Source organism: Mesorhizobium carmichaelinearum (genome assembly GCF_900199455.1).
GTDB lineage: Bacteria > Pseudomonadota > Alphaproteobacteria > Rhizobiales > Rhizobiaceae > Mesorhizobium > Mesorhizobium carmichaelinearum.
Window position 1 is genome coordinate 71,152 of record NZ_FZQR01000007.1, and the last position, 26,082, is coordinate 97,233.

At 62.6% G+C, this 26,082-nt stretch carries 29 protein-coding genes; 11 read left to right on the forward strand and 18 right to left on the reverse strand.

Going from position 1 to position 26,082, the window contains the following annotated elements; all coding sequences use genetic code 11:
* Window positions 1-197: 197 nt before the first annotated feature.
* The 3 genes from CKW40_RS42980 to CKW40_RS17375 form a co-directional block, all read right to left on the reverse strand.
* A complete protein-coding gene (locus CKW40_RS42980; protein WP_143748319.1) occupies window positions 198-803 on the reverse strand; it encodes a hypothetical protein in 606 nt (201 codons plus the stop codon).
* Between the two features lie 473 nt (window positions 804-1,276).
* Window positions 1,277-1,765 (reverse strand): hypothetical protein, encoded by a 489-nt coding sequence (locus CKW40_RS17370; protein ID WP_095201123.1) that lies wholly within the window; start codon window positions 1,763-1,765, stop codon window positions 1,277-1,279.
* 38 nt (window positions 1,766-1,803) lie between these two features.
* Window positions 1,804-2,928: a helix-turn-helix domain-containing protein gene (locus CKW40_RS17375; RefSeq protein ID WP_095201124.1), complete on the reverse strand. Its 1,125-nt coding sequence runs from the start codon at window positions 2,926-2,928 to the stop codon at window positions 1,804-1,806.
* Between the two features lie 160 nt (window positions 2,929-3,088).
* On the opposite strand from CKW40_RS17375, the gene CKW40_RS17380 reads away from it, so the two are divergent.
* Window positions 3,089-3,796 carry a hypothetical protein gene (locus tag CKW40_RS17380; RefSeq protein WP_095201125.1) on the forward strand — a complete coding sequence of 236 codons (708 nt, stop codon included), beginning with the start codon at window positions 3,089-3,091 and terminating at the stop codon, window positions 3,794-3,796.
* A gap of 54 nt (window positions 3,797-3,850) precedes the next feature.
* Here the strand turns inward: CKW40_RS17380 and rpmE are convergent, their stop codons facing one another.
* Entirely contained in the window at window positions 3,851-4,072 is a 222-nt protein-coding gene (rpmE, locus tag CKW40_RS17385; RefSeq protein ID WP_010912060.1) for a 50S ribosomal protein L31, read from the reverse strand.
* 206 nt (window positions 4,073-4,278) lie between these two features.
* Between rpmE and CKW40_RS17390 the strand changes: the two genes are divergently transcribed.
* Entirely contained in the window at window positions 4,279-6,078 is a 1,800-nt protein-coding gene (locus CKW40_RS17390) for an ABC transporter transmembrane domain-containing protein (RefSeq protein WP_095201126.1), read from the forward strand.
* Window positions 6,079-6,143: 65 nt separating this feature from the next.
* Here CKW40_RS17390 and CKW40_RS17395 read toward each other — a convergent pair whose 3' ends face one another.
* Window positions 6,144-8,114, reverse strand: coding sequence for a DUF3857 domain-containing protein (locus CKW40_RS17395; RefSeq protein ID WP_179298001.1), 1,971 nt, complete (start codon window positions 8,112-8,114; stop codon window positions 6,144-6,146).
* Between the two features lie 159 nt (window positions 8,115-8,273).
* Window positions 8,274-9,758: a carboxypeptidase M32 gene (locus CKW40_RS17400; RefSeq protein WP_095201128.1), complete on the reverse strand. Its 1,485-nt coding sequence runs from the start codon at window positions 9,756-9,758 to the stop codon at window positions 8,274-8,276.
* A 244-nt stretch (window positions 9,759-10,002) separates the two neighbouring features.
* On the opposite strand from CKW40_RS17400, the gene CKW40_RS17405 reads away from it, so the two are divergent.
* Window positions 10,003-10,356, forward strand: coding sequence for a DUF1304 domain-containing protein (locus CKW40_RS17405; protein WP_095201129.1), 354 nt, complete (start codon window positions 10,003-10,005; stop codon window positions 10,354-10,356).
* 100 nt (window positions 10,357-10,456) lie between these two features.
* On the opposite strand, the gene CKW40_RS17410 is transcribed toward CKW40_RS17405, so the two are convergent.
* From CKW40_RS17410 to CKW40_RS17440, 7 genes are all read right to left on the reverse strand, one after another.
* Window positions 10,457-10,882 (reverse strand): hypothetical protein, encoded by a 426-nt coding sequence (locus tag CKW40_RS17410; RefSeq protein ID WP_095201130.1) that lies wholly within the window; start codon window positions 10,880-10,882, stop codon window positions 10,457-10,459.
* Window positions 10,883-11,129: 247 nt separating this feature from the next.
* Entirely contained in the window at window positions 11,130-12,161 is a 1,032-nt protein-coding gene (locus CKW40_RS17415) for a peptidoglycan -binding protein (protein WP_095201131.1), read from the reverse strand.
* A 1-nt stretch (window position 12,162) separates the two neighbouring features.
* Window positions 12,163-13,188 (reverse strand): MotA/TolQ/ExbB proton channel family protein, encoded by a 1,026-nt coding sequence (locus tag CKW40_RS17420; protein ID WP_095201383.1) that lies wholly within the window; start codon window positions 13,186-13,188, stop codon window positions 12,163-12,165.
* Window positions 13,189-13,328: 140 nt separating this feature from the next.
* Entirely contained in the window at window positions 13,329-14,015 is a 687-nt protein-coding gene (gene trhA, locus CKW40_RS17425) for a PAQR family membrane homeostasis protein TrhA (protein WP_095201132.1), read from the reverse strand.
* Between the two features lie 80 nt (window positions 14,016-14,095).
* On the reverse strand, window positions 14,096-14,896 hold the full coding sequence (locus tag CKW40_RS17430; protein WP_095201133.1) for an inositol monophosphatase family protein: 801 nt from the start codon (window positions 14,894-14,896) through the stop codon (window positions 14,096-14,098).
* Between the two features lie 80 nt (window positions 14,897-14,976).
* Complete coding sequence (efp, locus tag CKW40_RS17435; RefSeq protein ID WP_019861758.1) at window positions 14,977-15,543, reverse strand: elongation factor P; 567 nt, start codon at window positions 15,541-15,543, stop codon at window positions 14,977-14,979.
* A 116-nt stretch (window positions 15,544-15,659) separates the two neighbouring features.
* Window positions 15,660-16,517, reverse strand: coding sequence for a LysR family transcriptional regulator (locus CKW40_RS17440; RefSeq protein WP_095201134.1), 858 nt, complete (start codon window positions 16,515-16,517; stop codon window positions 15,660-15,662).
* A 108-nt stretch (window positions 16,518-16,625) separates the two neighbouring features.
* On the opposite strand from CKW40_RS17440, the gene CKW40_RS17445 reads away from it, so the two are divergent.
* The gene (locus CKW40_RS17445; protein WP_095201135.1) at window positions 16,626-17,642 is read left to right on the forward strand and encodes a zinc-dependent alcohol dehydrogenase family protein; all 1,017 of its coding nucleotides are present in this window, start codon (window positions 16,626-16,628) and stop codon (window positions 17,640-17,642) included.
* A 15-nt stretch (window positions 17,643-17,657) separates the two neighbouring features.
* On the opposite strand, the gene CKW40_RS17450 is transcribed toward CKW40_RS17445, so the two are convergent.
* From CKW40_RS17450 to CKW40_RS17465, 4 genes are all read right to left on the reverse strand, one after another.
* Window positions 17,658-18,698: a tetratricopeptide repeat protein gene (locus tag CKW40_RS17450; protein ID WP_095201136.1), complete on the reverse strand. Its 1,041-nt coding sequence runs from the start codon at window positions 18,696-18,698 to the stop codon at window positions 17,658-17,660.
* 1 nt (window position 18,699) lies between these two features.
* Window positions 18,700-19,347 (reverse strand): thiamine phosphate synthase, encoded by a 648-nt coding sequence (locus tag CKW40_RS17455; protein WP_095201137.1) that lies wholly within the window; start codon window positions 19,345-19,347, stop codon window positions 18,700-18,702.
* A 101-nt stretch (window positions 19,348-19,448) separates the two neighbouring features.
* Window positions 19,449-20,114: a hypothetical protein gene (locus CKW40_RS17460; protein WP_095201138.1), complete on the reverse strand. Its 666-nt coding sequence runs from the start codon at window positions 20,112-20,114 to the stop codon at window positions 19,449-19,451.
* A 42-nt stretch (window positions 20,115-20,156) separates the two neighbouring features.
* Entirely contained in the window at window positions 20,157-21,041 is an 885-nt protein-coding gene (locus tag CKW40_RS17465; protein ID WP_095201139.1) for a DMT family transporter, read from the reverse strand.
* Between the two features lie 132 nt (window positions 21,042-21,173).
* On the opposite strand from CKW40_RS17465, the gene CKW40_RS17470 reads away from it, so the two are divergent.
* On the forward strand, window positions 21,174-21,632 hold the full coding sequence (locus tag CKW40_RS17470; protein WP_095201140.1) for an Lrp/AsnC family transcriptional regulator: 459 nt from the start codon (window positions 21,174-21,176) through the stop codon (window positions 21,630-21,632).
* 131 nt (window positions 21,633-21,763) lie between these two features.
* Window positions 21,764-22,534, forward strand: coding sequence for a sulfite exporter TauE/SafE family protein (locus tag CKW40_RS17475; protein ID WP_095201141.1), 771 nt, complete (start codon window positions 21,764-21,766; stop codon window positions 22,532-22,534).
* Between the two features lie 42 nt (window positions 22,535-22,576).
* Here the strand turns inward: CKW40_RS17475 and CKW40_RS17480 are convergent, their stop codons facing one another.
* Window positions 22,577-23,128, reverse strand: a complete 552-nt coding sequence (locus tag CKW40_RS17480; protein WP_095201384.1) for a DUF2269 family protein — start codon at window positions 23,126-23,128, stop codon at window positions 22,577-22,579.
* A gap of 328 nt (window positions 23,129-23,456) precedes the next feature.
* Between CKW40_RS17480 and CKW40_RS17485 the strand changes: the two genes are divergently transcribed.
* The 5 genes from CKW40_RS17485 to CKW40_RS17505 all read left to right on the forward strand — a co-directional run bounded on the left by CKW40_RS17485 (window position 23,457) and on the right by CKW40_RS17505 (window position 26,082).
* Entirely contained in the window at window positions 23,457-23,837 is a 381-nt protein-coding gene (locus CKW40_RS17485; protein WP_095201142.1) for a hypothetical protein, read from the forward strand.
* A gap of 383 nt (window positions 23,838-24,220) precedes the next feature.
* The gene (gene rcdA, locus CKW40_RS17490; RefSeq protein ID WP_095201143.1) at window positions 24,221-24,754 is read left to right on the forward strand and encodes a protease adaptor protein RcdA; all 534 of its coding nucleotides are present in this window, start codon (window positions 24,221-24,223) and stop codon (window positions 24,752-24,754) included.
* Between the two features lie 95 nt (window positions 24,755-24,849).
* The gene (gene ruvC / locus CKW40_RS17495) at window positions 24,850-25,359 is read left to right on the forward strand and encodes a crossover junction endodeoxyribonuclease RuvC (protein WP_095201144.1); all 510 of its coding nucleotides are present in this window, start codon (window positions 24,850-24,852) and stop codon (window positions 25,357-25,359) included.
* A 56-nt stretch (window positions 25,360-25,415) separates the two neighbouring features.
* Window positions 25,416-25,685 (forward strand): AbrB/MazE/SpoVT family DNA-binding domain-containing protein, encoded by a 270-nt coding sequence (locus CKW40_RS17500; RefSeq protein ID WP_095201145.1) that lies wholly within the window; start codon window positions 25,416-25,418, stop codon window positions 25,683-25,685.
* Window positions 25,663-26,082 (forward strand): type II toxin-antitoxin system VapC family toxin, encoded by a 420-nt coding sequence (locus CKW40_RS17505; RefSeq protein ID WP_095201146.1) that lies wholly within the window; start codon window positions 25,663-25,665, stop codon window positions 26,080-26,082. Before CKW40_RS17500 ends, CKW40_RS17505 begins: the two co-directional genes overlap by 23 nt.

The window sequence follows — 26,082 nt, forward strand, 5'->3', positions numbered from 1 at the left end:
CAAAGGTTGAGCCCGAGAATCGCGTGTGCTATAAACCGAAGCGGGCGACTTACGCCGCCCGCCCGTGATTACGATATTATCTGCCTTGGAACCAATCCTGCCGGTGGTGCGGCAGTCTGGATAACGCCAAGGCGCGGGTTCGTAGTCATCTTACCTCCAGTCTCTCGGCAACTTCCATGCCGAGTCTGGCCGCCTGCTTAAGCGGAATTGTCATTTGGAGAAGCATCTGGCTCTCCGGTTTCTGGGGAGGCGAAAGCCTCCCCATTCTCGTTTTGCGCGGGCTCGTCGTCTTCCAGCAAAGTTAGGGCAGATGGCATTTTATGCACCCGGTTTGGGTCGGCCACCTTTAACCCGGCGCGATAAATTTTCCCGTTATTCTTCATATTGGTGAGCGTGGGACTGATTGTTGACATCGGCACTTCTGCGCCCCTCAGTATGGACAATTCCGCCTGCAATTCATTGGCGGTCCACCACACCCTCTGACTAGCGCCTAGCAGTATCAAAATCAGGCTTTCGATGGACTCCTTTGACGGATCTACAGAGTACGCGTCTACCTTTGGCGGTGATGGAGGTACGGGCGGCCACGGCCTCGGAGGCACCGGAGGTCGAGGCGGTAGTGCGAAAGCGTTCGGGGCGGCGGTAAAGGCAGCGCTATGAGTAGCCGAGGCAGCAGTCTCAACCAAGCGTTTAAGGACGCGCTCCGCAACTGCTAATTCCGATAGTTCTAACTTGCGAGCCTCGATTTCCTGTTCGAGTTGTTCGCGCCGGGCCTGTACATCTAGAAGTGTCGGATTTTGGTTCATGAAATGTCTCTACCCAAAATCAATCCATAAATCAAGCCGCGTGGATTGGTTGTTCCCTTAATGTTCAACCGTAAATCAATCCGACAATCATATGCAGATATCTTTATGCGTTGATTCCTTAAGAAATTCTTAAAGCGGATTGGGGCTCCTTGACCAAGGATTGGTAATCTGCAATATCGGCGTTGACGCCCGTCGTCGCACTTTCGTCCTGCTCGTTCGTTCTGAAAAGGGCGGAACGCAATAGAGCGCTCCGGAGCGCTGGGCTCTTACCCAGCTAACTCCAGAGGTCAAAGACGATGGTTTATTGTCAGTTGCCTAAAGGCGTTCACGTGCGTGAATACGTTCGTGTCCGCCTTGGAAAGGTAGAGTTCGTCACTGAACACTGCCGATCCCATCCTTCTCGTTAGTACGGTGTAGCAGCCGCGAGAAGGCGATAAGAAGGCGACGGGCGTCACCTATCGAATCACCATGAATTATTCGGGATTCCGCGTCAAGGGCGCGCTCCTTTTCAGTTGCCAAAGCTTGTACGGGCCGAACGCGTCGTGATCGTCGGTCCAGCCACATTCCTCAATCAGCCATTGGATCACGCAGACCTTTATGCATGCGCCGATGCGCTTCCTTATTGTGGTGACGGTCGCCTCATCGGCGGCTAGGCCACGGTCTGCAACCCATAGCTCGGTGATCTGGCGCGATGTAAGGGGCGCGGTGGCTTCCCGCATGGTGTTGAGGACAAACCGCTTCACAGAGCCTTTCTCGGCCCGGTGCTTGGTGACGTACTCTTTCAGAGGCGACGTGTCGGCGTTCGGATCAAAGAGCCTGATTGCCGCGTCTAGATGGTCTATATCGACCGTCAGCTTTTTGATCTCAGCGCGGTACTTCTCACGCAAGGCCACAAGCTCGGCGTGCTTGCCGACAAGGCCGGCAACGGTGTTGGGTCTATCGTAGTCGTAAATGTTCACCATATACGATGATATAAACCTCGTTTACGATGGTGTAAAAATCATATTTGGTGATTTTTCTCCATAACGCCGCATTTTCCTCCCTCCGGCAAAGGTGTGGCGGACAAGGACGTCACCGACATCGCACCGCCTGGCGGCTGGTGCTCAAGCCGCCAGGCTTTCGGGCTCAGGCCAGTGATGCGCAGGAACTCGCGGTTGAAGTTCGATTTGCTGAGGAAACCGGCGTCGAACATGATGCGGGTTATCGGTTCGTCCGTCGTCGCCAGCAGGCGGCGGGCCTCGTCGATCCTCTGGTTGTTGACATATTGCGACACGCTCGATCCGTGGATGCGATTGATCGCCGACGACACTTGCCGAGCCGGCAGGCCGAGCCGCCTGGCGATGCGCCCAAGGTTGAGATCGACGTCCTTGTAGAGCTCCTTCGACCGCATCAGCGCGTCGACCGCCGCCGCGATCGCGGAATCTTCGCTGGTTGCCCGTGATGCGGTTTGCACCCGAGGCCCATCCTCTTCTTCCTCGTCTTCGTCCGGAGCGGCGGCCTCGCTGGCGACTGCGGCGGCCCCGCCGAGCAGCAGCAGCGCCAGCACGTTGCCGCCGGCAATGACCGCGCCGGAATGAACGCCGCCGGTCCATTGCATGTCGAAACTGATGATGATGTCGGTGACCGGCGACGCCAGGATCGCCAGCGCTGTCACCCATAGTGACCGGTAGGACCGCAAGACGCCGTCAAGGCGCGATTCGGCCAGGACATCCGGGCCAGCCAGTGCAAGCCAAAGCAGCGCCAGCCCATACGTCAGGAACACCAGGATGATCACCGGCCCGACCGGCTCGCGCCAGAAGATCAGCAGCAGGGCAACCAGGCAGGCCGGCAGCAGATGCGGCCACAGCCGTGCCAGGCGATGCTCCGAGCGTTCCTTCGTCAGGCCGCTGAAGGCGATCCAGGCAAGCGGCGCGATCACCGTCGCCAGCACCGACTGGACCGGCATCATTGCCCTGACATCATAACCCCAGCGGATGCCGATCAGCACCGACTGCAAGGCATAGGCCGCCATCAGCAGCATGAAGGCGATGTTCTCGCGCAGATCGGCCTCGTTTGAGCGGATCATCTGCATGAGCAGGATGACGAGCAGCAGGGAGACGACGAACGGCAGGGGAATGAAGATCATGATCGCAAGTGTGGTTCCAGGGCTGGCAGCGACCGACAATGACCTGGATTGCGTTCACGGTCGTCCCGGATCGCGATCGAGGTCGCGGAAATTGACGTTCCCAATCACTCCGACAACGCCACGGTCCAGCCGGGACCGCCACACATGATCGGAGATATCAATGAAATCCGCAATTCTCGCCTTGCTGTCATTTGCCAGCGCAGCACTTGCGTCACCGGCAAGCGGGGATGCCGGCAAGACGCTCGATCTCGCCGGCGTGAGCGCCGTCGTCATATCGGGCGAAGCCAGTTCCGTCAGGCTCACCACTTCGGCCTCGGCCCCTTACCAGGCGACGATCGGCAGCCGCCGCGAAGGCTGGTTCGCGCGCTGGTATTCAAGCTGGTTCGCCAATGACTGCAGCCTTGCCAGCGACATGAGGCTGGAGGCCTCGACATTGCGTATCGACGTTGCCTCCTCCTCATGGCTGGATCCCTCCGACTGCCGGGTCGAGATCAACGCCAACATTCAGCCCGAAAGTTCGGTGTCGATCGACCAGGCGGCGCTGCAGGCCGACATGGCAGGGAATTTCTCCACCATAGCCATTACCAGCAAGGCGGCCGATGTCTCGCTGGACGGGCATGCCTCGACCGTCGACCTCAAAGGTGATGCACTGAAAGCCAGTCTCGCCTTTGGCAGCGTCAGGAAGGACGAAAACATCGCCATCACCGGCAAGGCACTGGATGCGACGCTGTCCTTCGGCCGGGGTGTTGCGATCAGCTATTCGGTCACCGCGACGGCGTCCTTCGTCGACAGCTCGCTTCCCAACACTGCCGGCGCCAGGCCCTCGGTCGTCATCAAGGGGGACTTTGTTCGCGCCACCATTCGCTGAACAAAAAACCCGCCTCGGAGGCGGGTTTTGATCTGCGAGAATGCCGAAGCTGGCTTAGAGGCCGAAACCTTCGAAACGCTTCTTGAACTTCGACAGGCGGCCGCCGCGGTCGAGCAGGGTCTGCTGGCCGCCGGTCCAGGCCGGGTGCGTGGTCGGGTCGATATCGAGGTTCATCGTATCGCCTTCCTTGCCCCAGGTCGAACGGGTCGTGTATTCGGTGCCGTCGGTCATGACGACCTTGATGGTGTGGTAGTCGGGATGGATAGCGCTCTTCATGGCTCGGTTCCTGGCTTGCCGGCGCGGCTGACGGGCATAAGCCTGCGTCGATGCGCCTCTTTTTAAAACTCGAAGCCGCAGCTATTGAGGAGCCACGGCTTCTAAAACGGTCGGCGAGCCTATACATCAGGCGGAATTGAATCACAAGGCCGCGGCGAGCGCATATTGAAGCGCATAAAGCTTAAGCGGCTAGAGGAAACATCGAGATGGCGCAATCAAGCAGCGCAGACGAGCGCCGACGCTCGCTCAAGCCGCTCAGGCGCCTGTTCCCCTATATCACTGGATATCGCACGCTGGTCGTCGGCGCCCTCATCTCGCTGGCCATCGCGGCGGCAACGACATTGGCGCTGCCGCTGGCCGTGCGGCGCATGATCGACCATGGTTTCTCGTCGTCCAGCACCACCTTCATCGCCGAGTACTTTGCCGCACTGGTGGCGATGGCCGCCATGCTGGCGGCGGCATCGGCCTGCCGCTACTATTTCGTCATTACGCTCGGCGAACGCGTCGTCGCCGACATCCGACGCGATGTCTTTGCCCATGTGACGACGCTGTCGCCTGCCTTCTTCGACACCGCCCAGTCGGGCGAGATCGTGTCTCGGCTTGCCGCCGACACCACGCAGGTCAAATCGGCGGTCGGCGCCACGGCCTCGGTGGCGCTGCGCAACGTTATCCTTGGCCTCGGCGCGGTCGGCATGATGGTCATCACCAGCCCGAAACTATCCTTCCTGGTCATAGCAGCCATTCCCGTCATTGTGCTGCCGCTGGTCGCTTTCGGCCGTTCGGTGCGGCGCAAGTCAAGGCAGGCGCAGGACACGCTTGCCGAGGCGACAGCCTATGCCAGCGAGCAGATCGGCGCGGTGCGGACCTTGCAGGCCTTCACCAATGAGAAACTGGTCACCGGACGCTTTTCGGGCGCGGTGGAGGCTGCCTTCGAGGCGGCGCGCGCCTCGATCTTCGCGCGCTCCTTCCTCACCTTCTTCGCCATCTTCACCATCTTCTCTTCCGTTGTGGCGGTGCTGTGGTTCGGCTCGCGCGATGTCCTCGAGGGCACGATATCGCCGGGCACGCTCGGCCAGTTCCTGCTCTATTCGGTGTTCGCCGCCGGTGCGCTCGGCGCGCTGTCGGAAGTCTGGGGCGAACTTGCCCAAGCGGCAGGGGCGGCCGAGCGGCTGACCGAGATCCTGGCCGAGAAGCCGGCGATCCAGGCGCCAGCCGATCCGAAGCCGCTGCCGGCGGTCGCCAAGGGCGCGATCGTCTTCGACGACGTCTCCTTCTCCTATCCGGCGCGGCCCGACCGTGCCGCCGTCCACGGCTTGAGCTTTCAGGTCATGCCCGACGAGACGGTGGCCATTGTCGGCCCCTCCGGGGCCGGCAAGAGCACGGTCTTTTCGCTGATCCTGCGTTTCTACGATCCCGAGACCGGCAAGATCCTGATCGATGGCGTCGACGTGCGCGAAGCCGATCCGGTTTCGGTGCGCGAGCGCATCGCCATCGTGCCGCAGGATGTCACCATCTTCGCGGCGAGCGCGCGCGACAATATCGGTTTCGGGCGGCCGGGCGCCGGCAATGCCGAGATCGAAGCGGCGGCCAAGGACGCGCTGGCCGATGAATTCATCCTCAAGCTCGAGAACGGCTACGACAGCCAGGTCGGCGAGCGCGGCGTGACGCTGTCCGGCGGCCAGCGCCAGCGTGTAGCGATCGCCCGCGCCATCCTGCGCGACGCGCCGATCCTGCTGCTCGACGAAGCCACCTCGGCACTCGATGCCGAAAGCGAGACGCTGGTGCAGATGGCGCTGGAGCGACTGATGCAGGGCCGCACCACCATCGTCATCGCCCATCGGCTGGCGACGGTGCTGAAGGCCGACAGGATCCTGGTGATGGATGGCGGCCGCATCGTCGAGGAAGGCACGCATCAGAGCCTGGTCGCCAAGGGCGGCATCTATGCGCGGCTGGCCAAGCTGCAGTTCGAGACCGGCGCCAGCGCCTTCAGGGGCGCGGCGGAATAATCACGATCGGACCAGCGCGATTTCCGGACGGAAAGCCGTGTCACCCCTGGGATTGCTTGGCGGGCTCAGTTCGCCTCGGTTTCGGCAAAGCCGAAATTGTAGCTCCAGGAGGAATTGTCGCTCATCTTCCTGCGTGACCTCAGATATGAACCGACGTCCTTGGCCGGAACCCGATCGCCGATCGCCTTGAGAAACCAGTCGACCTGAAATTCGGTCGGCGTGCTCGACCAGCGCGCCTTGAAGGCGACATAGGGGGTGATCACGTCGTCGGATTTTTCGGGGCCGACAAACGCCGCCTTCAGGTTCCGGACGATGCACTGATGGCGCTTGAACATCGGGCTGCCGAGCCAGATCGGACCGCTCCTGCCAACCATGTCCGGCTCCGGCAAATTGTTGATGCCGACATCCGCCTTCAACGGAAAGTTCTTGACGAGATCGTCGGCGTCGAGATCCTCGGCCGGCAGTTCGTAGGATTCGACCGTGGTGACGACATTGCCGTCGCGATCGTCATGTGTCGATAACGGCGCAAGGCTTGTCATCCCCGGATACTGCCGGTTGTAATACTGGAGATAGTCGTCGGCGAGCTTGGTGGCCGACTGCGAAACCAGCCTGTAGCGCATTGAGTCGGCATCGGCGTCCCGATAGGTCGTGCTGACCGTCAGCTTGAGCGCCTCGCCTTTGAGCTTCGGAAAGTCGAAGGCCTCGCTGACGAAGGTGGTCGGCTGGAAAAGCTCCTTGCGCTCCATCCGTTCCATCCGCGCGCTGCCGGCAACGATCGGCAAGGCAAAGCCATAGTCGGGCGCAACAAGGTTCTCGGCGCGACCGCCCTGCAGATAATTGGTCGCGTCGATCCAGTAGACCTGGCTTTTGATCGTCGCCTTGACGATGACGTGGTCGAAGGCGCGGATCGTGGGCAGCATGTCGCCAAGCGCCAGTCCGTCATCAAGATCGGTCAAGGCAGGGTCAGCCTGAACGCCGAGCCGGCGCAGGCTGGAGGCAAGAAGCAGCGCCTTGTCCTTGCAATCGCCGAAGCCCGAGGCGATCACGATGCTGGGGCTGCGGGGAATATAGGAGCCGCGGCCCATCGACAGGCTGACATAGCGGATGGTGTCCTGGACCAGCCGCATCGCCTCGATCATGCGGTCTTCCGGGTTGGCGTATCTGGTGGCAATGGCATCGAGCTTCGATGCGAAGACGGCCGGCAATTCCTGGTCGAGCCGGTAGTAGGGCAACATCGCATCGACGACATCCTGCCATTTGGCTGTCGAGGAGATCTGGATCGTCGGGTAGGTCAGGAAATCCGCGGGCAGGCTTTCCTCGGGCTTGACCGGGGGAGGGTTGATGCTTTGCCAAATATAGGTTTTCAACGCGCCGTCGGTTTTGACATCCGGCTGGATGTCGGTGCGGACCTGGCGGATGTTCAAGGGCTGGTTTGCCGGCCAGACGACCTTCTCGCGGATGAGCGCGACCGGCTCGCCCCAGGCCATGGCGACCGAATGGAAGAACAGATCGGCGCCGACGATCGGTGTCCTGACGGTGGTCTTGCCATAGTCGATGATGTCGCCGACACGGACATCGTCGACATTGACGTAAGCCGTGAGCCAGCCGTCGAACAGGCCCTTCTCGGCATCCTTTTCGCGCCGGAACACATCGAAACTGGCTCCGGGCAGCCGGTCGATGACCACGCCGTCGCGGATGATGTTCAGCCAGTTCATCGTGACCTGCGACGTCGCCGGGTCGAACTCGAAATTTATGGCGGCGCCGCGCTCGAGCCCGGTGCGGTCGACGATCCTGTAGGCATAGCGGTCGAATACCTCGATGCCGCCGGGCCGCTGCCGGATCTGATATTCCGAGACAAGGTTGGAGATGCCGCTTTTGATCCGGCTGTCGAGATGCGGGTCCGCCTTGGGAAGCTCGATCCGGTCGATCCAGCCGCCTGGGCTGCCCTTGTGGATTTCGGCGTCGGCCATGGCCGGGGCGCAGAAAAGCGTAAAGGCAATCAAGACGAAAAGCCGCGTGATCGCAGAAGATGCCACCGGAAATACCCGCCCTTGTGATCCGCACGCCTTGCAATATCGTCGGATACCACCAGTGATAGAAAAGTAGTGGCGATCCTGCAAGATCGCCGCCAGGCGATGACGCTTCACCGCCATCCTTGTTCACTGCCGCCGGTCACCGAAACGCGACGGCCGATGTCATCCGCCGTAGCGCTGCTTCAGGTGATTGACGAAATACACGGCGTTGAGCTTTTCGCCGGTGGCGCGTTCGAGCAATTCGGGCGTCGACCAGCGCGATCCCTGCGACCATATCTTCTTGCGCCGCCAGTCATTGATGGTGGCGAAATTGCCTTTCGCAAGGTCGTCATCGGCGGAGGGATGCTCCCGCGTCAGCGCGGCCCATTGCTGCGCCGCCATCATCGCGCCCAGTGTATAGGACGGGAAGTAGCCGAAGGCGGCACCCGGCCAGTGCACGTCCTGCATTGGCCCGTCGGCCGGGTTGTCCAATGTGGAGAGGCCGAGATAGTCACGCATCTTGGCGTCCCAGGCTTCCGGCAGATCGGCAACCTCCAGCCGGCCCGAGACCAGCTCCTGCTCCAGCTCGTAGCGCAGGATGACATGCAGCGGATAGGTCACCTCGTCGGCGTCGACGCGGATCAGGCCGCGCTCGACGCGATGCACATGCGGCAGGAGATCGTCGAGCGACCAGGCCTCGCCGAGATGCTTTTCCACCACCGGCAGTGCCCAGCGCCAGAAGGCGGGATTGCGGCCGATCTGCTTTTCGACGAACAGGCTCTGGCTTTCATGCACGGCCATGCCGCGCGCCTTGCCGAGCGGCCAGTGCGACCAGGCCTTCGGCAGGTTCTGTTCATAGAGCGCATGGCCGGTCTCGTGCAGCACGCCCATCAGCGCCGACAGGAAATCCGATGTCTTGTAGCGGGTGGTGATGCGCACGTCGCTGGGCACGCCGCCGCAGAAGGGATGGTGCGACACCGAAAGCGAGCCGTGCGTCAGGTCGAAACCGACCGCCGCCATCATGGCAAGGCCGAGCTCGCGCTGCTTGTCGATCGCATAGGTGCCCGAAAGCGGCTTCAGCGGATGCTTGCGCAGCCGCGCTTCCTGGATCGCCAGCGCCTCCGGCACGAAGCCTTTGAGGAAGGCCTTCAGGTCGGCGAAGACGGGGGTGATGTCCGCGGTACGGTTGCCGGGGTCGAACTGCTCCATCAGCGCGTCATAGGGGGCGAGGCCGAGCACGTCGGAGCGCAGAGCCGCCTCTTCGCGCACCAGCGCCACCACGCCCGCGAGCGCCGGCTGGAAGTCAGCCCAATCGTTCTTGGCGCGCAGGTCGCGCCACAGCTGCTCGCAACGCATGCGCGCCGTCGTCTGGCGTTCGACGAATTCGACCGGCAGGCAGGTCAGGTTGGTGTACTGCCGCCGCAGTTCGGCGACAGCCGCGCGCTGCTCGTCGTCGAGCGCCTCGCCTTCGGCGGCAGCGATCCAGTCGGCGATTTCGGGGGCGGTCGCCCTCGTGTGGTACATGCCGGCAAGTGCCGCCATCGCCTCGGCACGCTTCTCGCCGCCGCCGACGGCCATATGCGTTGCTTCATCGGCGCCGAGGATGGCCAGCGCATGCTCAATCGCTTCGAGCTTGTGGCCGAGGTCGTCGAGTTTCTGAAAGGACATGGCGGCTTCCGTGATTGAGGACGGCGCGAAAAGACACCAACGCAAAAGCGTTGGCAACCCTCAGAGCAGTTCACCGTTTCACGGAAACGGCAACCTGCTCTGACTCTTTGTTTTGACGCAAATTCTCAAGGGAAAACCGCTTCACACTTTTCCTGGAATTGCTCTGGATACCGCCCGGCAGATGCACCTTGCGCGGACGGCGCTACACATGAAATGCTGCCGGCAACGCGTGAAGGGGGAGCAAATGATCGGCAACATCCTGGTCGGGCTGGTGGCCTTGATCCATGTCTACATCGTCTATCTCGAGATGGTGCTTTGGGACACGCCGCGCGGGCACACGACATTCCGCCTGACGCCGGAATTCGCCAAGGCCTCGAAAGTGCTCGCCGCCAATCAGGGCCTCTACAACGGATTTCTCGCCGCCGGCTTGATCTGGGGGCTCACCCTCGGCGCCGCCGGTTTTCAGGTCAAGGTCTTCTTCCTGTTGTGCGTGGCGATTGCCGGCCTCTACGGCGCGGCAACGGTCGGCCGCAAGATCCTGTACATCCAGACCGTGCCGGCGGTGGTCGCCCTGATCGCGGTCTGGCTTGGTTGGTAGGGCAAGCCGGTCCGGTGAGGAAAAAGGACGCCCGCGGGATTGGGGTCCCGAAGGCGCCAGGTGGTCCCTTCCTCTTGGACCGTTTCCAGGCGGGATCGCCTCAGCCGTTCGGATAGTTTCCACCGTCGGAGCCGTCACCCATCAGGAAACCGCTGCCGGTATCGATCATCAGACGCTGGTTGACACGGTCAAGATGACCCAGCAGGTCATGATACTGGGCGGCCGGTATCCTGCCGTGATCCGACGCGGCAATCTTCTCGGCCGCCTGGCTGATCTGATTGGTACGCATTTCCAGGTGTTCTGCCACGGCCGGGGTGATGTGGTTGGCCTGGCGTGCGTCGATGATGCCCTGGCGAACGCCTTGAGCCTGTTGAATGAGGGCCTCGACACGCGGACCGGTCATGTCGGTCGGATCGGCCGCGTCGAGAGCCCCCTTGTGATGGCCCGCGGCATAGGCGCCAGCGAGCGGGGCGACAATAAGAATTGCGGCAAGCGTTGCAGTCTTGAGAGATGCTGATGTGCGCATGGGGGCTTCCTCCTGCTAGGAAGGGAGCGGCCTTGCCGCCTCGCCTTCCGACCGTTTGGGTCGTCCAGTTCCGTCGCGTCGCGATGGGAGGCATCGCCGGCGGTCCTCGGCCCTGCGCAGCAAGCTAGGAGCGCTCCGGCGCGAAGTGTAGTTAAAAAAAGATAATGTTTTCAGGCCTTGTCGGCCTCGGCCTGCGCCCTAGAGTTGAGCCGGCGAACAATTTCGCGTGAGTTTGCGTGATGAGAAATCAACGTTCAGTGAGCTTCAGTTCAATGCGGCGGTTCTTGTTGCGCGCCTCGTCGGTATCGGCGGGGTCAAGCGGCTGGAACTCGCCGAAGCCGGCAGCGACCAGCCGGTTGGCGGGCACGCCGTTCTCGATCAGGAACTTGACCACCGAGGTCGAACGCGCCGTCGACAGCTCCCAATTGTCGCGGTAGCGGCCGGTGCCGGAGAGCGGCTTGTTGTCGGTGTGGCCATCGACGCGCAGCACCCAGTTGATCTCGGGTGGGATTTCCTTCTGCAGTTCGATGATGGCGTCGGCAAGCTTCTTCATCTCGACCTTGCCGGCATCGTTGATGACCTCGGAGCCGGTCGGGAACAGCACTTCCGACTGGAAGACGAAGCGGTCGCCGACAATGCGGATGTTCTCACGGTCGGCGAGGATCTCGCGCAGGCGCCCGAAGAAGTCGGAGCGGTAGCGGTTCAATTCCTGCACGCGCTGCGCCAGTGCCACGTTGAGGCGTCGGCCGAGATCGGCGATCTTGGTGTTGGAATCGCGGTCGCGGGTCTCGGACACGTTGAGCGCATCCTCGAGCGCGCCGATCTGCTTGCGCAGTGCCGCGATCTGCTGGTTGAGGATCTCGACCTGGCTCAGCGCCTGCTGGCTGATCTGGCGCTGGTTGTCGAGTTCGCCGCCCAACACCGCGGCGCGCTGGTTGGCGGCATCGCCGGCGCCGGCACCTTGCGCCAGCAACTGTTCGAGCCGGCTCTTCTCCGCCTCGGCCGCCGATAGCGACGCCTGCAGATTGGCGAGCGAATCGTCCTTGTCCTGCGCCGTCGAGCGCTCCAGTGCCAGCAACTGGGTCAGTTCGTTGATTTGCGAGTTGAGCCGGTTGAGAACGGTGTCCTTGCCGGAGATTTCACGGCCGAGCAGGAACTGCGCCAGCACGAAGACGGTGAGCAGGAACATGATGGCGAGCAGCAGCGTCGACAGCGCGTCGACAAAGCCCGGCCAGTAGTCGATGCGGCGATCGGTGCGCCGGCCCCTGGCAAGCGCCATGTCAGTGCACCCCGGGCTTCTTCAGGGCGTCGGCGATCTTTTCCAGCGTGTTGCGCATCGCCTTCTGCTCATCGGACTGGGCCTCGACCCAGTCGCGCATGATCTGCTGCTCGGAGCGCATGTTCTTGACCAGGCCGGAAATGCCGTCGGCGAGATTGGCCATGGCGGTGGCGACGCGCGGATTGGAGCCGCCGCCATTCTCCTGCATGCTGCGCAGCCGCTCCGACAGCACGCGAATCTCGTCGGAGGATTCGGTCTTGGCCGTGTCGGAGACGACGATGTCGGAGGAGAGATCAGTGACCGAAGACAGCCAGTTCTCAAGCTCGGTGTAGAAGCGCGTCTGGGCGCGGCCCGCCTGCAGGTCGAGGAAGCCGAGCACAAGCGAGCCGGACAGGCCGAACAGCGAGGACGAGAAGGCCGTGCCCATGCCGGCCAGCGGCGCCGACAGCCCCTGCTTCAGCGAATCGAGCACCGCCGCGGCGTCACCGGTGCCGGGGTCGAGCGATTCGATGGTCTCGCGGATCGAGCCGATCGTGTTGAGCAGGCCCCAGAAGGTGCCGAGCAGGCCGAGGAACACCAGGAGGCCAACCAGATAGCGCGAGGTGTCGCGGCTTTCGTCGAGGCGCGTGGCGATGGAATCGAGCATGGTGCGCATCGAGGAGGTCGAGAAGGCCATGGTCGAGGAGCGGCCGATCATCGCCTTCATCGGCGCCAGCAGCACCGGTTCTGTCGTCTCCGAGCCGGCGCGGAAGGAGTTGACCCAGCGCACCTCGCGAAACAGCCGCCCGACCTGGGCGAAGGCGAGCAGGATGCCGACCACGAGCACGCCGATGATCAGGCCGTTGAGCCCGGGATTGGTGACGAAAGCCGTCGAGATCTGGCGGGTCAGGATGGCGGCAATGAAGGCGACGATGGCCAGGAAGATGACCATGGTCAGCAGGAAGACCTGCGGACTCGACAATTTATGCGGATCGTAGATCAGAACGTCGGAGCGCCTGCCCATGCCGAAGGATCTGAGAAAAGCCATCCGTGCCCCGTTTCCGATGCCGCTGCCGCCGATCACGTAGTTGGCGACTCTAAACGGAATTGTGACCAAATTGAATGGCGCTTGGCAATATTGCCGTGGGGCGGGTGTGCCGCTCGTGCGATCGGCGATCGAAACCCAAGTCAGAGACGGTTGATGACCAGACAGTCGACCATGGCGGCCAGATGCAGGCCGGCGCCGGTGACGACGAAGCCGTGCCACAGCGCATTGTGGAAGCGCAGCCCCTTCCAGGCGAAGAAAATGACGCCGCAGGAATAGACGATGCCACCGGCGACGATGAGTACGATCGAGGTCGTCGGCAGCGTCTCGACGAGCGGCTTGACCAGGACGATGCCGCTCCAGCCGATGGCGAGATAGAAGACGATCGCCAGCCGGTCGAAACGGCCGGGAAAGAACACCTTGATGGCGATGCCCGTCGCGGCCGCGATCCAGACCAAAACGATCATCCAGCTTGCCAGCGGGGAGCCGTCGAGCTGGGCCAGAAAAGGCGTGTAGGTGCCGGCGATGAGAAGATAGATCGCGGCGTGATCGAAACGCCGCAGAACCCATTTAGCCGGGGAGGACACCGGCCACAGATTGTAGGCCAGCGACACCGACAGGACCGTAAGCAGCGAAACGACATAGAACGCGGCGGCGATGTATTCGCCCGGCCCGACGCGAAACGCCGCCAGCGCCAGCAGTGCCGACCCGGCCGCGATCGCCAGCACGATGCCGACAGCATGGACGATACCGTCGGCGATCAACTCGGCGCGCGAATAGTGCCAGCGCCCGATGAACGGAATGTCGAGTTGCGGCGGTGTGTTGGTCATCGATCGTCCTGCGTCACCTTTAATCTGTAAGCGCCGGACAGTATTTCAAGCTTTGGTTGCGGTTTTGCGACTGCGGCCCTTCAGCGCGCCGAGAGAGGCTTCTTCACGGCCTTCAGCAAAGCGCGCTGGATGACCTCGTTGCCGGCGACCACCGAGCCGTTGTCCAGCATGTCCTGTCCGCCGTCCATGTCGGAGACGAAACCGCCGGCTTCGCGGATCAAGAGCAGGCCGGCGGCGATGTCCCAGGCCGACAGGCCGGTTTCCCAGAAGCCGTCCATGCGGCCGGCGGCGACATAGGCGAGATCGAGCGAGGCCGAGCCAAGCCGCCTGATGCCGGCGACCTCGGCCATGACGTTGCGCAGCTCGACGAGGAAATTGCCGTGGTGGCCGCGTCCCAGATGCGGCATGCCGCAGCCGATCACCGTGTCGACCAGCTTGATGCGGCCGGCGACGCGCAGCCGGCGGTCGTTCATGAAGGCGCCGCCACCGCGCTCGGTGGTGTAGAGCTCGTCCATCGCCGGGTTGTAGATGACACCGGCAACGATCTGGCCCTGGCGCTCCAGCGCGATCGAGACGGCGAAAAGCGGGATGCCGTGCAGGAAATTGGTGGTGCCGTCGAGCGGATCGACGATCCAGCGGTGCTGGCTGTCGTCGCCTTCCACCACGCCGCGCTCTTCCATCAGGAAGCCGTAGCCCGGACGTGCCTTCGACAATTCGGCAAACAGAATGTCCTCGGCCTTGCGGTCGGCCTGGCTGACATAGTCGCCCGGGCCCTTCAGCGAGACCTGCAGGTTCTGGACCTCGCCGAAGTCGCGCGACAGCGAGCGGCCGGCCTTCATTGCGGCCTGGACCATGACGTTGAGAAGGGCTGAGCGTGCCATAGTGTGTCTTCCTGCTGCTACGCTTTAAATTTGATGCATGTCGGTGACCCAAAACCGGGGCCACTTTTGGGCGACATGCATCAGTCCGCGCGGCGCACGTAAGTGATTTCGTTGGTGTCGACGATGATGCGTTCGCCGGCGCCGATGAAGGGCGGCACCAAAACGCGGATGCCGTTCTCCAGCACCGCCGGCTTGTAGGAGGATGCCGCCGTCTGGCCCTTCACCACCGGGTCGGCCTCGGTGATGGTCAGCGTCACATAATCGGGCAGCGAGATGCCGATCGGCCTCTCCTCGTAAAGCTGAACCGTCACCATCATGCCGTCCTGCAGGAAGGCGGCGCGGTCGCCGACGAAATCCTTGTTCAGTTCGAGCTGCTCGTAGCTTTGGGTGTCCATGAACACCAGCGCGTCGTCCTGCTCGTAGAGGAAGGAAAAATCCTTCAGGTCGAGCCGGATCTGCTCGACCGTCTCGGCCGAGCGGAAGCGTTCGTTGAGCTTGGTGCCGTTGATCAGGTTCTTCAGTTCGACCTGGTTGTAGGCGCCGCCCTTGCCGGGCTTGACGGTGTTGGTCCTGACCGCGACCCACAGGCCGCCATCGTGCTCGATGACGTAGCCGGGACGGATTTCGTTGCCATTGATCTTGGCCATGATGATGGGATCCGGAATGAGATTTTCGCCTGGACAAGCGATTTAGGGGCTCCCAAGACCACAAATCGCCCGGAGAGGCAAGGGACGCCGGACGGCGCCCAGTCGGCTCGCCAGCATCAGGCCTCGATCTTGACGGCTTCGCCGACGGCCTTCGCAATGGCCTCTACGGCCTTCGCCAGCCGGTTGAGGTGTGGGGAGCGCAGTGCCACGACCTGCAATGAAAGATCGACATTGTCGATATCGACAAGCGCGAGGCCGTCGGGAAGTCCGCGAGCCGCGAGCCGCAACGGCATGAGGCCGAGGCCGTGTCCCCGACGGACCCATTCCATCTGCATCGCCGGGTCCTGAATTTCCGCCGCCACAACGAGCCGATGCCGTTCGCCGCCCAGACTGGAGAGAAGCGTCTGACGCGCGTCGCAGGGCTCGGGGCTGAGAACCCAGGGCATGGGAGCCCGAGCGTCCGTGAGGTGGGCGCCAGCCTGGGCGATGACGCAGAGACGTTCGGTGCCGAGCGCGTCCGGGCCTTGATGATCGGCAGGTCGCAGAATGATCGCCATGTCGAGCTGGTCGCGTTCGAACTGCTCGATTAGTTCCGCGCTCCAGCCGGTCTTGAGCCGCAACGATATTTTTGGAAACGCAGCGGCCGCGCCGGCGATGGCGCCGGCAACGCTCGCATCGGACAAGCCATGCGCCAGGCCGACACGCAGCACGCCTTGTGGCTCGGCGTCGGCGGCGAACGCTTTCAGAGCCTCGACCGAAGCCAGTATGTCCTTTGCCCGCGCCAGCACCTCCATTCCAGCCGCGGTCAGGCGCGGCGGCTTCTGCCGGCGATCGAGAAGCGTCGTCGCGAGCATATCCTCCAGCCGCTGCATCTGCCGTGTGACGGCAGGCTGCGTCAGCGGCAGCCGGCGGGCCACATTCTGAATCGAGCCTTCCTCGGCGAAGAGGACAAGCGTGCGCAATTCTTCCAGCATTCCGAAAATGCTCCAAGTGCATAATCATTCTGATTATTATGAATTTGAAATCAAGATGCCGGCAAGCGATTTTCCTTTCGACGGATCTCCAAAAGGAAAGCGAAGACAATGCAGGCAATCGAACTGCAGGCCCCCGGCGGCATCGACAATCTCAGACGGGTCGAGCGGCCCATGCCGGAACCGGGCCGCCAGGAGATGATCATCAAGGTCAAGGCAACCGCGCTCAACTACCGCGACGTGGAGATCGCCCGTGGCAGCTACCACACCGCTTTTGCGCTGCCGCTGATACCGCTTTCGGACGGTGTCGGCGAAGTAGTCGCGGTTGGCGCCGAAGTGACCCGCTTCAAGGTGGGCGACCGCGTCTGTGGCACGTTCTGGCAGCGCTGGGTCGGCGGCAGCTTCGCCATGGCCGAACCGTCCTATCAGCGCGGCGGTCCCGTCGATGGTCTGCTCAGCGCGTTCGCGCGGCTGGACGAACAGGCAGCCGTGCTCGCGCCGTCCCATCTGAGCGATGTCGAAGCGGCGACATTGCCTTGCGCCGCAGTCACGGCCTGGCATGCGCTGTTCACCGAAGGTCAGTTGAAGCCGGGTGAGACGGTGCTGAGCCTGGGCACGGGCGGCGTGTCGCTGTTTGCGGTGCAGTTCGCCGCGGCAGCCGGCGCACGGGTCATCGTCACGTCAAGCAGCGACGACAAGCTCACGCGGGCAAAGGCGCTTGGCGCGCATGACGGCATCAACTATCGCAGCGATCCGGACTGGGCGACGGCGGTGCTGACGCTGACCGGTGGACGAGGGGCCGACCACATTATCGAAGTCGGCGGACCACAAAGCTTCGAGCAATCGTTGAAGGCGGCGGCGCGTGGCGCCCAGATCAACGTCATCGGCTATCTCGGCGGCAGCAACGGGTCGATCAATCCGCTCGACATCTTTCGCCGCCAGGTCACGGCGCGCGGCATACCGGTCGGTTCGCGCGAGTCCTTCGAGGCGATGAACCGGGCGCTCGCCGCTAACCGGCTACGGCCGGTGATCGATCGGGTCTTTCCCTGGCTGGAGGCAGCGGCGGCTTTTCACCATCTCGAACATGGCTCGCCTTTCGGCAAGGTCGTCCTCGATCACACACAATGATTGCGCCAACCGCCATCAGGGCAGGCGGTTCGCCTTCTGCAGGGCCTGCTTGGTCTGGTCGTCGTCCAGCCCCTGCAGGAAATCATCCATGTCGGGATCGATGAGACCGGCGCGGCGGGCGACGATGTACCAGGCGCCCGCGAGCACCAGGTCTGGGTCGGTGCCGATGCCTTGCATATAGAGCTTTGCCAGGCGGTTCTGGGCGGCGACATTGCCACCCTCGGCGGCCTGCTTCGTCCAGCCGAAAGCCGATTTCAGGTCGCGGGCGCCGCCGCGGCCCTCGATCATCCAGGCGGCGAGATCGATCTGCGCGGTATCGTAGTTCTGCCGTGCCGCCTGCGCCAAAAAGCGCCTTGCCTGCACGTCGTCGCGCGGCTTGCCGCCGACGCCGTTGGCGTAGATCTGGGACATGGCGTATTGCGCGTCGGCGAGGCCGGTCGCGGCGGCGCGCTCATAGTAGGCGACCGCTTTGGTCAGACCGGCGTCGCCGGGATCCTGCTGGACCAGCATCTGCGCGAAATTGAACTGCGCCAGCTGGTTGCCGGCCTCGGCGGCGGCCTGCATCAGCGCATAGGCCTCCTTCGTGTCCTTCTTCACGTAACGCCCATCGAGCAGCATCAGCGCGTACTGGAATTGCGATTCCGGCACGCCCTGCTCAGCAGCACTAGCGTACCATTTCGCCGCTTCCGCCGCGTTCAACGGTACGCCGAGCCCGCGCGACAGGATTTCGGCCACCAATGTCTGCGCCGCCGGATCGCCATTCTGGGCGCGCACCAGCGCCAGGTTGTAGGCCGTCTTGTAGAGCCCGCGCTGGAAGGCGCCATAGGCCGCGTCCGCGGGCTTGGCCCCGAAACGGTCCGGATTGATGCTGTCGGCCGAGGGCAGCGGCGTGGGCTCCGCCGTGGTGGCGGGCTGCGGCAGCTGGTTTTCGATCGGCTTGTCGGTGTGCACGCCGGTTTCCGGCTTGGGTTGCGGCAAGGGTATGGTTTCGGCGGCGGCGGCCTGGATCATGGCCGCTGCAAGCAAGGCCTGAAGGGGAAGCCTCACCGGAGCCACATCAGTCCTCGAAGCGCGGCGCGGTTTCGTCGAGCAGCGCGTTGGCCTGGCTTACCGCCGCTTGTGGATCGACGCCATCGGCGAAGACTGCGCTCGACAGCGCGACGAATTCGGCGCCGGTGGCGGCCACCTCCTCGATGGAGGCCAGATCGGATCCGGCCATGACGATGCAGGGGATCTGGATCATGTCGGCCCACCATCGTCCCAGCGACAGGTTGCGCGGATGTGGCTCGGGCTTGTTGTCATAGCCGAAGCGGCCAAAGAAGATGTAGTCGGGCCGCGTCTCGCCAAGCTCGAGCGCATCGTCCCGTGTCTTGGCACCGCCGGCGCCTACCATCATTTTCGCCTGGAAATGTTCGATCGTCTCGGCGAGTTCGGCCTTGGAGACCTCGACATGGATGCCGTCGGCCTGGACACGCCCCGCGATGCGGGTGTCACCGGCGATGACGACCGCCACGCCCGCGGCCTGAGCCGCCGGCACGATCTGTTCGGCAAAAGCCTGGAAGGAGGCTTCGTCCATGCCGTTCTCGGGCAGGATCAGCGAAGCGACGTCGCCACCGTCGAATGCGGTGGCGATGCGGGCGGCCGGCACGCCGGGCGGCGCGATCAGCACGATGCGGCAGCGATTTGGGGGTGTGGCGTCGTTCATGGTTCTTCAATCCCGGGTTTCGCCTATGCCGGGCGAAGATGGTTGGATTGCGGCATAGAGCAAACTGCCGGAATTGAACAGGCGTCAGCTGTCAGGCGACATCAGGTGGAACGAAGACCATTGCGGGCTTTCGTGACGATGTCGAAGACTTTCGACGGGTCCTCGATGCCAAGGAATTGCGGCACCGGGTCGAGAGCCGGCGCCCAACTGCCAAAGCGCGACTGAGGCCAGCCGCCCGGACTTCCGAAGAGCGATGTCGCCGCGCCGAAGCGCAAACTGCCACGCTTTTCCCCCTCACCGGTTAGCTGGATGTCGGGAAGACGCTCCAGATCGATCGATGTGAAGGTGGCGAAAGGCGCGGTGCGCATGATGAGAATGCGTTTCTCGGTGACCGCATAGGAGATACGCTGTCTCAACCATGCATCGACAGCAAACCTGCCAAAGACGAAGAAGAGCCCAATGCAGATGAACATCGCTCCCCATGCGTCGAAGAAAAGCGGCGCGCCTTGCCTTGCCGCGGTATAAGTCCAGAAAATTGCAAAACCGCACCAGAGCAGGCTGAACGGAATGAGAAACATATCCCGACTGGTGAAGAACAGGCCCTGCGCGGGAATACCGCTCCACAGGATGTGTTCGCGGGGCAATAGCCGTCCCTGAAAAGATCCGATCGCCACGCCTTTGCCCCGTTGCTTTGTGCCGCGCATCCACATCGCACGGACGACGATCGTCGTGCAAATCAGCAACGTGTTATCCGCCCGCGAGATCATGCGTTCGAAAGTATCGTCGCATCTATCCGACATTCGAGAGCGCTATGCCGGCACTTTCGACTTCCACAGCGACCAGCCGAGATTCATGCCGGCCGCCGCCGTCAGGATCAAAGCGGCACCGACGATCTGGCTGAGATGCAGCCGATGGCCGAAAGCCACGACATCGACCAGGATGGCAACGACCGGATAGATGAAGGACAGCGACCCCTGCAGATGCGTCGGCAGCTTCTGGATGGCGCCGTACATCAATATGTACATCAGGCCGGTATGGACGATGCCGAGCGTCGCCAGCATGGCCCATCTCCACGCGTCGGCGGGAAGATGCGAGAGACTGGCGAAGGGCGCCAGCATGACGACGCCGACGCAGACCTGGATCAGCGCGATCAGATGCGGCGGCGTGCCCTTGAGCTTCTTGGTGACGATGGCCGCGACGGCCCAGAAGAAGGCCGCGGCCAGCGCCATCAGGATGCCGGCAAAATAGTTGGTGCCGACATCGCCGGCGTCAGGGGCGGCCTCGACGATCAGCACCATGCCGGCGAAGGCAATCGTCAGCCATGTCAGCTTGGTCAGCGTCAGCCGCTCGGCGAAGAAGAGCGCGCCGAAGCCGACCAGCATGAAGGGCTGGGTGTTGTAGACGGCGGTGGCGATCGAGATCGATGCGCGGGGGAAGGCGCTGAAGAGCAGAACCCAGTTGATGACGATGGCCGCACCGCCAAGCGCGGCGAGGCCGATGACACGCAGTGATAGCCTGTTGCGCAACAATCCGAGGCAAGCGCAGATGATGAGCAGCGTCATCGCGCCGAACGTGCAGCGCCAGAACACGACATCCATGATCGGCTGGCCGGACATGATGACGAACCATCCGATCGTGCCCAGGATCGCCATTGCGGCCGACATTTCGACCGTGCCACGTACCGTATCGTTCATGATAAACCTCTGAGTCAGTTGAGGCGGCATGATCTCATGCGGTGTCGACGCTTTCCATCTCCTTGAAAAGGCGATATGGATAGATAGCCTAATTATATTAGGCTGCTTCTGCGAATCCGTGAGAAATCTGAAATGCTGGATGATCTTGACCGAAGTCTCCTCGAAATCCTGGTGAGGGATGCACGGACCTCGCTGAAGGAACTGGCTGCCCAGGTCGGGCTGTCGTCGCCAAGCGTTTCGGAGCGGCTGCGGCGGCTCGAGGAGCGCGGCGTCATTCGGGCGTTCACCGTCGAGATCGATCCGCTGGCGCTCGGCTATACCTTGCAGGCGATCGTGCGCATCAAGCCTTTGCCGGGCAAGCTGCACATCGTCCAGAAGCTGATCGAGGAGATTGCCGAGTTCGGCGAATGCGACAAGGTGACGGGCGATGACTGTTTCGTCGCCCGGCTGTTCGTGCGCTCGATCGGCGACCTCGACGGCATTCTCGACCGCATCGCCGACAAGGCCGAGACCAGCACCGCCATCATCAAGGCGCAGCCGATCCGGCGGCGGCCGCCACCGCTCGGGGCGCCATCAGCTTCATCGTCTTGATGAAAATGCGCTGCAGGCGATGAAGGCGCCGCTGGCCAAACGCGCCGCTGCTTGCATTTGCTGTCGCTCCGCTCGGAATTCTGGGCTATTCAGGCGCTGACGCGCTTTTCCCTCCAGACCAGTCCCTCCCCATGTCAGGCCTGCTTCTCGATCCGTGGTTCTATGCGGCCGCCATTCCGGCGGTCATTCTAGTCGGCCTGTCCAAGGGCGGGTTTGGCGGCGCCGTCGGTTTCGTCGGCGTGCCGCTGATGGCGCTGACCATACCGCCGGTGCAGGCGGCGGCCATCCTACTGCCGATCCTGTGCCTGATGGACATCGTCTCTGTGTGGACGTGGTGGGGCGTTTACGACCGCAAGATGCTGGTCGACATGATGCCGGGCGCCGTCATCGGTATCGGCCTCGGCTGGCTGACGGCGGCCCTGGTTACCGAAGAGGCGGTACGGCTCATCGTCGGCGCCGTCGCCATCATCTTCGTGCTGCGCTGGCTTTATCGGCAGTTTCGGCATGGCGCCGACCATGCCGCCGAACCCAACCGCGTGGCTGCGGCGGCCTGGGGGACGGTCGCCGGTTTCACCAGCTTCGTCGCCCATGTCGGCGGTCCGCCCTTCCAGGTCTATGCCTTGCCCATCCGGCTCGACCCCAAGGTGCTGTCGGGCACAGCCGCGATCGTCTTTGCCGCGACCAATGCGTTGAAGCTCATTCCCTATTTCGCGCTCGGCCAGTTCGACACCGCCAATCTGACGGCGTCCGCCGTGCTGATGCCGCTGGCGCCGCTGTCGACCATCGCCGGTGCCTGGCTGGTGCGGCGCATGCGGCCCGAGATTTTTTATCCGTTCACCTACGCGACCGTGGCGGTGGTGGCGCTGAAGCTTTTGTGGGACGGCATTGCCGGCCTGCTGTAGCAGGCCGGCAGCTTCACTACCGCATACATCTCGCCGCCAGCGTCAGGCGGCACTTTCCACCAGCCGGCGCCTTCCGCCGAAGGCCAGCGTGGCACCCGCCACCAGGACCAGGATCATCCCGGCGAGGATGCCGATGTCATGCGTTGTCGGCTTGAGCACCATGTCGGCGACGATCACCAGCATCACCGCATAGTCGAAGCGCGCCGCGCTCATCATGCGCTGGCCAATGGCAAGTACGGAAGGCGTGACGCCCTCCTTGGCGATCATCGCGCCCATGCGCTCGCCGGTCGGCTTGAAGATGAACATACCGATCGAGAAGGTCGTGGCGTAGCCTGCCAGGCCGATGATGATCCACAGGTCGGAGAAACCGACCCAGAAGGCGCACATGATGAGGCCGAAGAGCAAGGTGAGCATCGACATCGGCGCGAAGAAAAGCCCGCCCAGCTGCCCGCTGGCACGCATCGCCTGAAGCTTGTCCTCGATATTGCCGGCGCGCTCGGCAAGCATACCGAGCAGGAACAGCACGAAGCCGCCGCCGACCCACAAAGTGGCTGAGACGATATGGAGAAATTTGACGATCGAATACCAGTCCATCGGTTGCTCCTGGATATTTCCGGGGTTTCGCGGCGGAGCGGATATGCGCCAGCCGTCAGAGGAGCGGCCGTTTAGCGTGGTGGCTGTTTCGGAACGATGTCGCGAAAAACCGTTTCTGTTTCGGCGGTTTTCTGCCGGCGCGGGTCCGAACAACAAGCCGATGCGCGGTTTCATTTTCTGCTATTGTCGGATGCGTCAGGGGAGCGCGACATCGTCTGGAAACACTGCCGATGCTAGTGCGTCGACGCCGGGAGCCCGGCGGCGGCGACAATCGCCTGACGATCAACCCATTCCCGAAAACGGGAAAAGGCAATTCGAGGGGACAAGCATGCAAGGGGTAGCACGGAATTTCTTCACACTGGCCATCATCTATTCGCTGTGCGGCATGGCACTCGGTCTGCACATGGCGATCAGCCAGGATCATGGCCAGATGCCGACCCACGCTCACACCATGGTCGCGGGATGGCTGATGTCGGCGGTCTTCGCCTTCTTCTACCATCTGTTTCCGGCGGTCGGGCAAAAGACGCTTGCGGTCGTCCATTTCTGGCTGACGGCGATCAGCGGCATCGGCCTGCTGATCGGCCTCTACTTCCTGCTTGCCGGCAATGCCGCGATCGAACCGATGGTGGCGGCGTCTTCGATGGGCTTCTACGCGGCCATGCTGCTGTTTGCCTTCATCGCCCTGCCGGCGGTCTGGAAAAAGGCCTGAATCGAAGGCCGACAGGGTTCTTGGGACTGTGCTGTTACGGCACAGGAATGGGGCATTCGGTTAAAAAACATCGGTGCCGTTAAAGGTTCATTAAGCTTTACAGGCGTTTACTATGCGCATCCAGTGATCTGGATTCTTACCGAGTGGTTGGAGCCACTTTGTTTGACGCCTCCCTGTTAAACTCCTGAGAGCCGCCTTATCCGCGGCTCTTTTTTTGTCCATATTCCGGTGGCACGCCGGGTGTCGGTCCGCTGTTAACCTTCTGTTAAACATGTGCTTGCCTTCACCCCCGGCGAAGCGCATTTTCAAGCTTCAGTTATATAGGGTGCCGGGTGTATCGGCAGTGAACCGAATCGGCCGGTTGCAAGTGCAGGGGCGTATCAATGAACGAGCCTTCGAAAGGCAGCGCGAAAACCGTCAAACTGGCGGAGCGTCGGGTTTTTTCGCACTCCTTCAAACCGCTCTACCAGGAAGGCATGGGGCTGGTTGAACAAGCAGCCGAATATCTCGACGGCAAGGGCCGCGCCGAGGCCAAGAAACTGTCGCGGCTGGCGGCCACGCTCTACGCGGCCGAATCGATGCGGCTGACGACCAGGCTGATGCAGGTTGCGTCCTGGCTGCTTTTGCAGCGCGCGGCCAATTCCGGCGAAATGACCCGCGACCAGGTCGCGTCGGAAAAGTCCAAGGTGCGCCTCGATACCGCTTCCGCGCATGACGAAGCCGCCGGCTGGGCCGAACTGCCCGAGGATTTTCTCGACCTCGTCAACCGCTCGCTTCGTCTGCAGGCGCTGGTGCGTCGCATGGACGACGAGATCTACGGCGCCGGCGCGGTGGTCGACATGCAGCCGACGGGCCGCCGGCCCAATCCGGTTTCGGACCAGATCAGCCTGCTCAATACGGCGTTCGCACGCAACTAGGCGATCTCAACAGATTCTCCTGGCCGGCAAGGTTTCTGTTTCCGGTTTGTTCACATTTCGCTGGCATCGCTGTCCGCCGGAGGTAAAGTCGGCGCATGGGGGAAGCGATTCGCATCATCGGCATCGATCCGGGGCTCAGGCGCACCGGATGGGGCATCGTCGAGAGCCTCGGCAATTCCTTGCGCTTCGTCGCGTCCGGCACCGTGCGCTCCGAGGACAAGGCGGCATTGGCGACGCGGCTCTGCCAATTGCATGACGGGCTCGCCGAAATCCTGCATGCGGCAATGCCGCATGAGGCGGCCGTCGAACAGACCTTCGTCAACAAGGACGCCGTGGCGACGCTGAAGCTCGGCCAGGCGCGCGGCATCGCCATGCTGGTGCCGGCGCGGGCCGGCCTGGTCGTCGCCGAATACGCGCCCAATGCGGTGAAGAAGGCTGTCATCGGCGTCGGCCATGGCGACAAGAAGCAGATCCACATGATGGTGAAGGTGCTGCTGCCGAAAGCGACTTTCGACACCGAACATGCCGCCGACGCACTGGCTATCGCGATTTGCCATGCGCATCACCGGCAGAGCGCCGCCTATCGGATGGCGCTCGCCGGGTAACGATGTTCTTGACTTGTTCACGTTGAGAGGATAAGTAATACCGTGGAGGTATTACCATGCGCGTGACTATCAAGGGGCAAGTGACAATTCCCAAACCGATAAGGGACCATCTGGGTATAGGCCCGGGCTCGGAGGTGGAATTCGTGGCCACTGACAGCGGCGTTCAGCTGATTGCCGTCAACGAGAACCTCTCGCATGAGGAGAAATTGCGCAGGTTCCACGATGTCCTCGACCGGATGGAGGGGACGTTGGATTTGGGGGGCATGACCACCGATCAATACATGGAGTGGTTGAGGGGGCCGCGTGAAGATCTCGACGTTGATTGATACAAATGTCCTGATCGACGTTTGGGGACCAGCCGGGCCGATGAAAGAATGGTCGGCATCGGCGATCGCTTCATGCCGTCGCGACGGCGCCTTGGTCGTCAATACGATCATCTGGTCCGAGCTGGCGCCGCTGATCGCGACAGAAGGGGCACTTCGAAAAGCAGTCGACATGCTCGAGATGGATCGCGAACTTGTGCCCTGGGACGCGGCATTCCTTGCCGGCGTCGCGCATTCCCGCTATCGCCAGGCTGGCGGTGTTCGGGAAAGGACCTTGCCTGATTTCTTTATCGGTGCTCACGCGACCGTTGCTGGGCATCGTCTTTTAACGCGCGACGCCGCGCGTTATCGCAGTTATTTCCCCGATCTCGACATCATCTCTCCGGAAACCCACCCATGA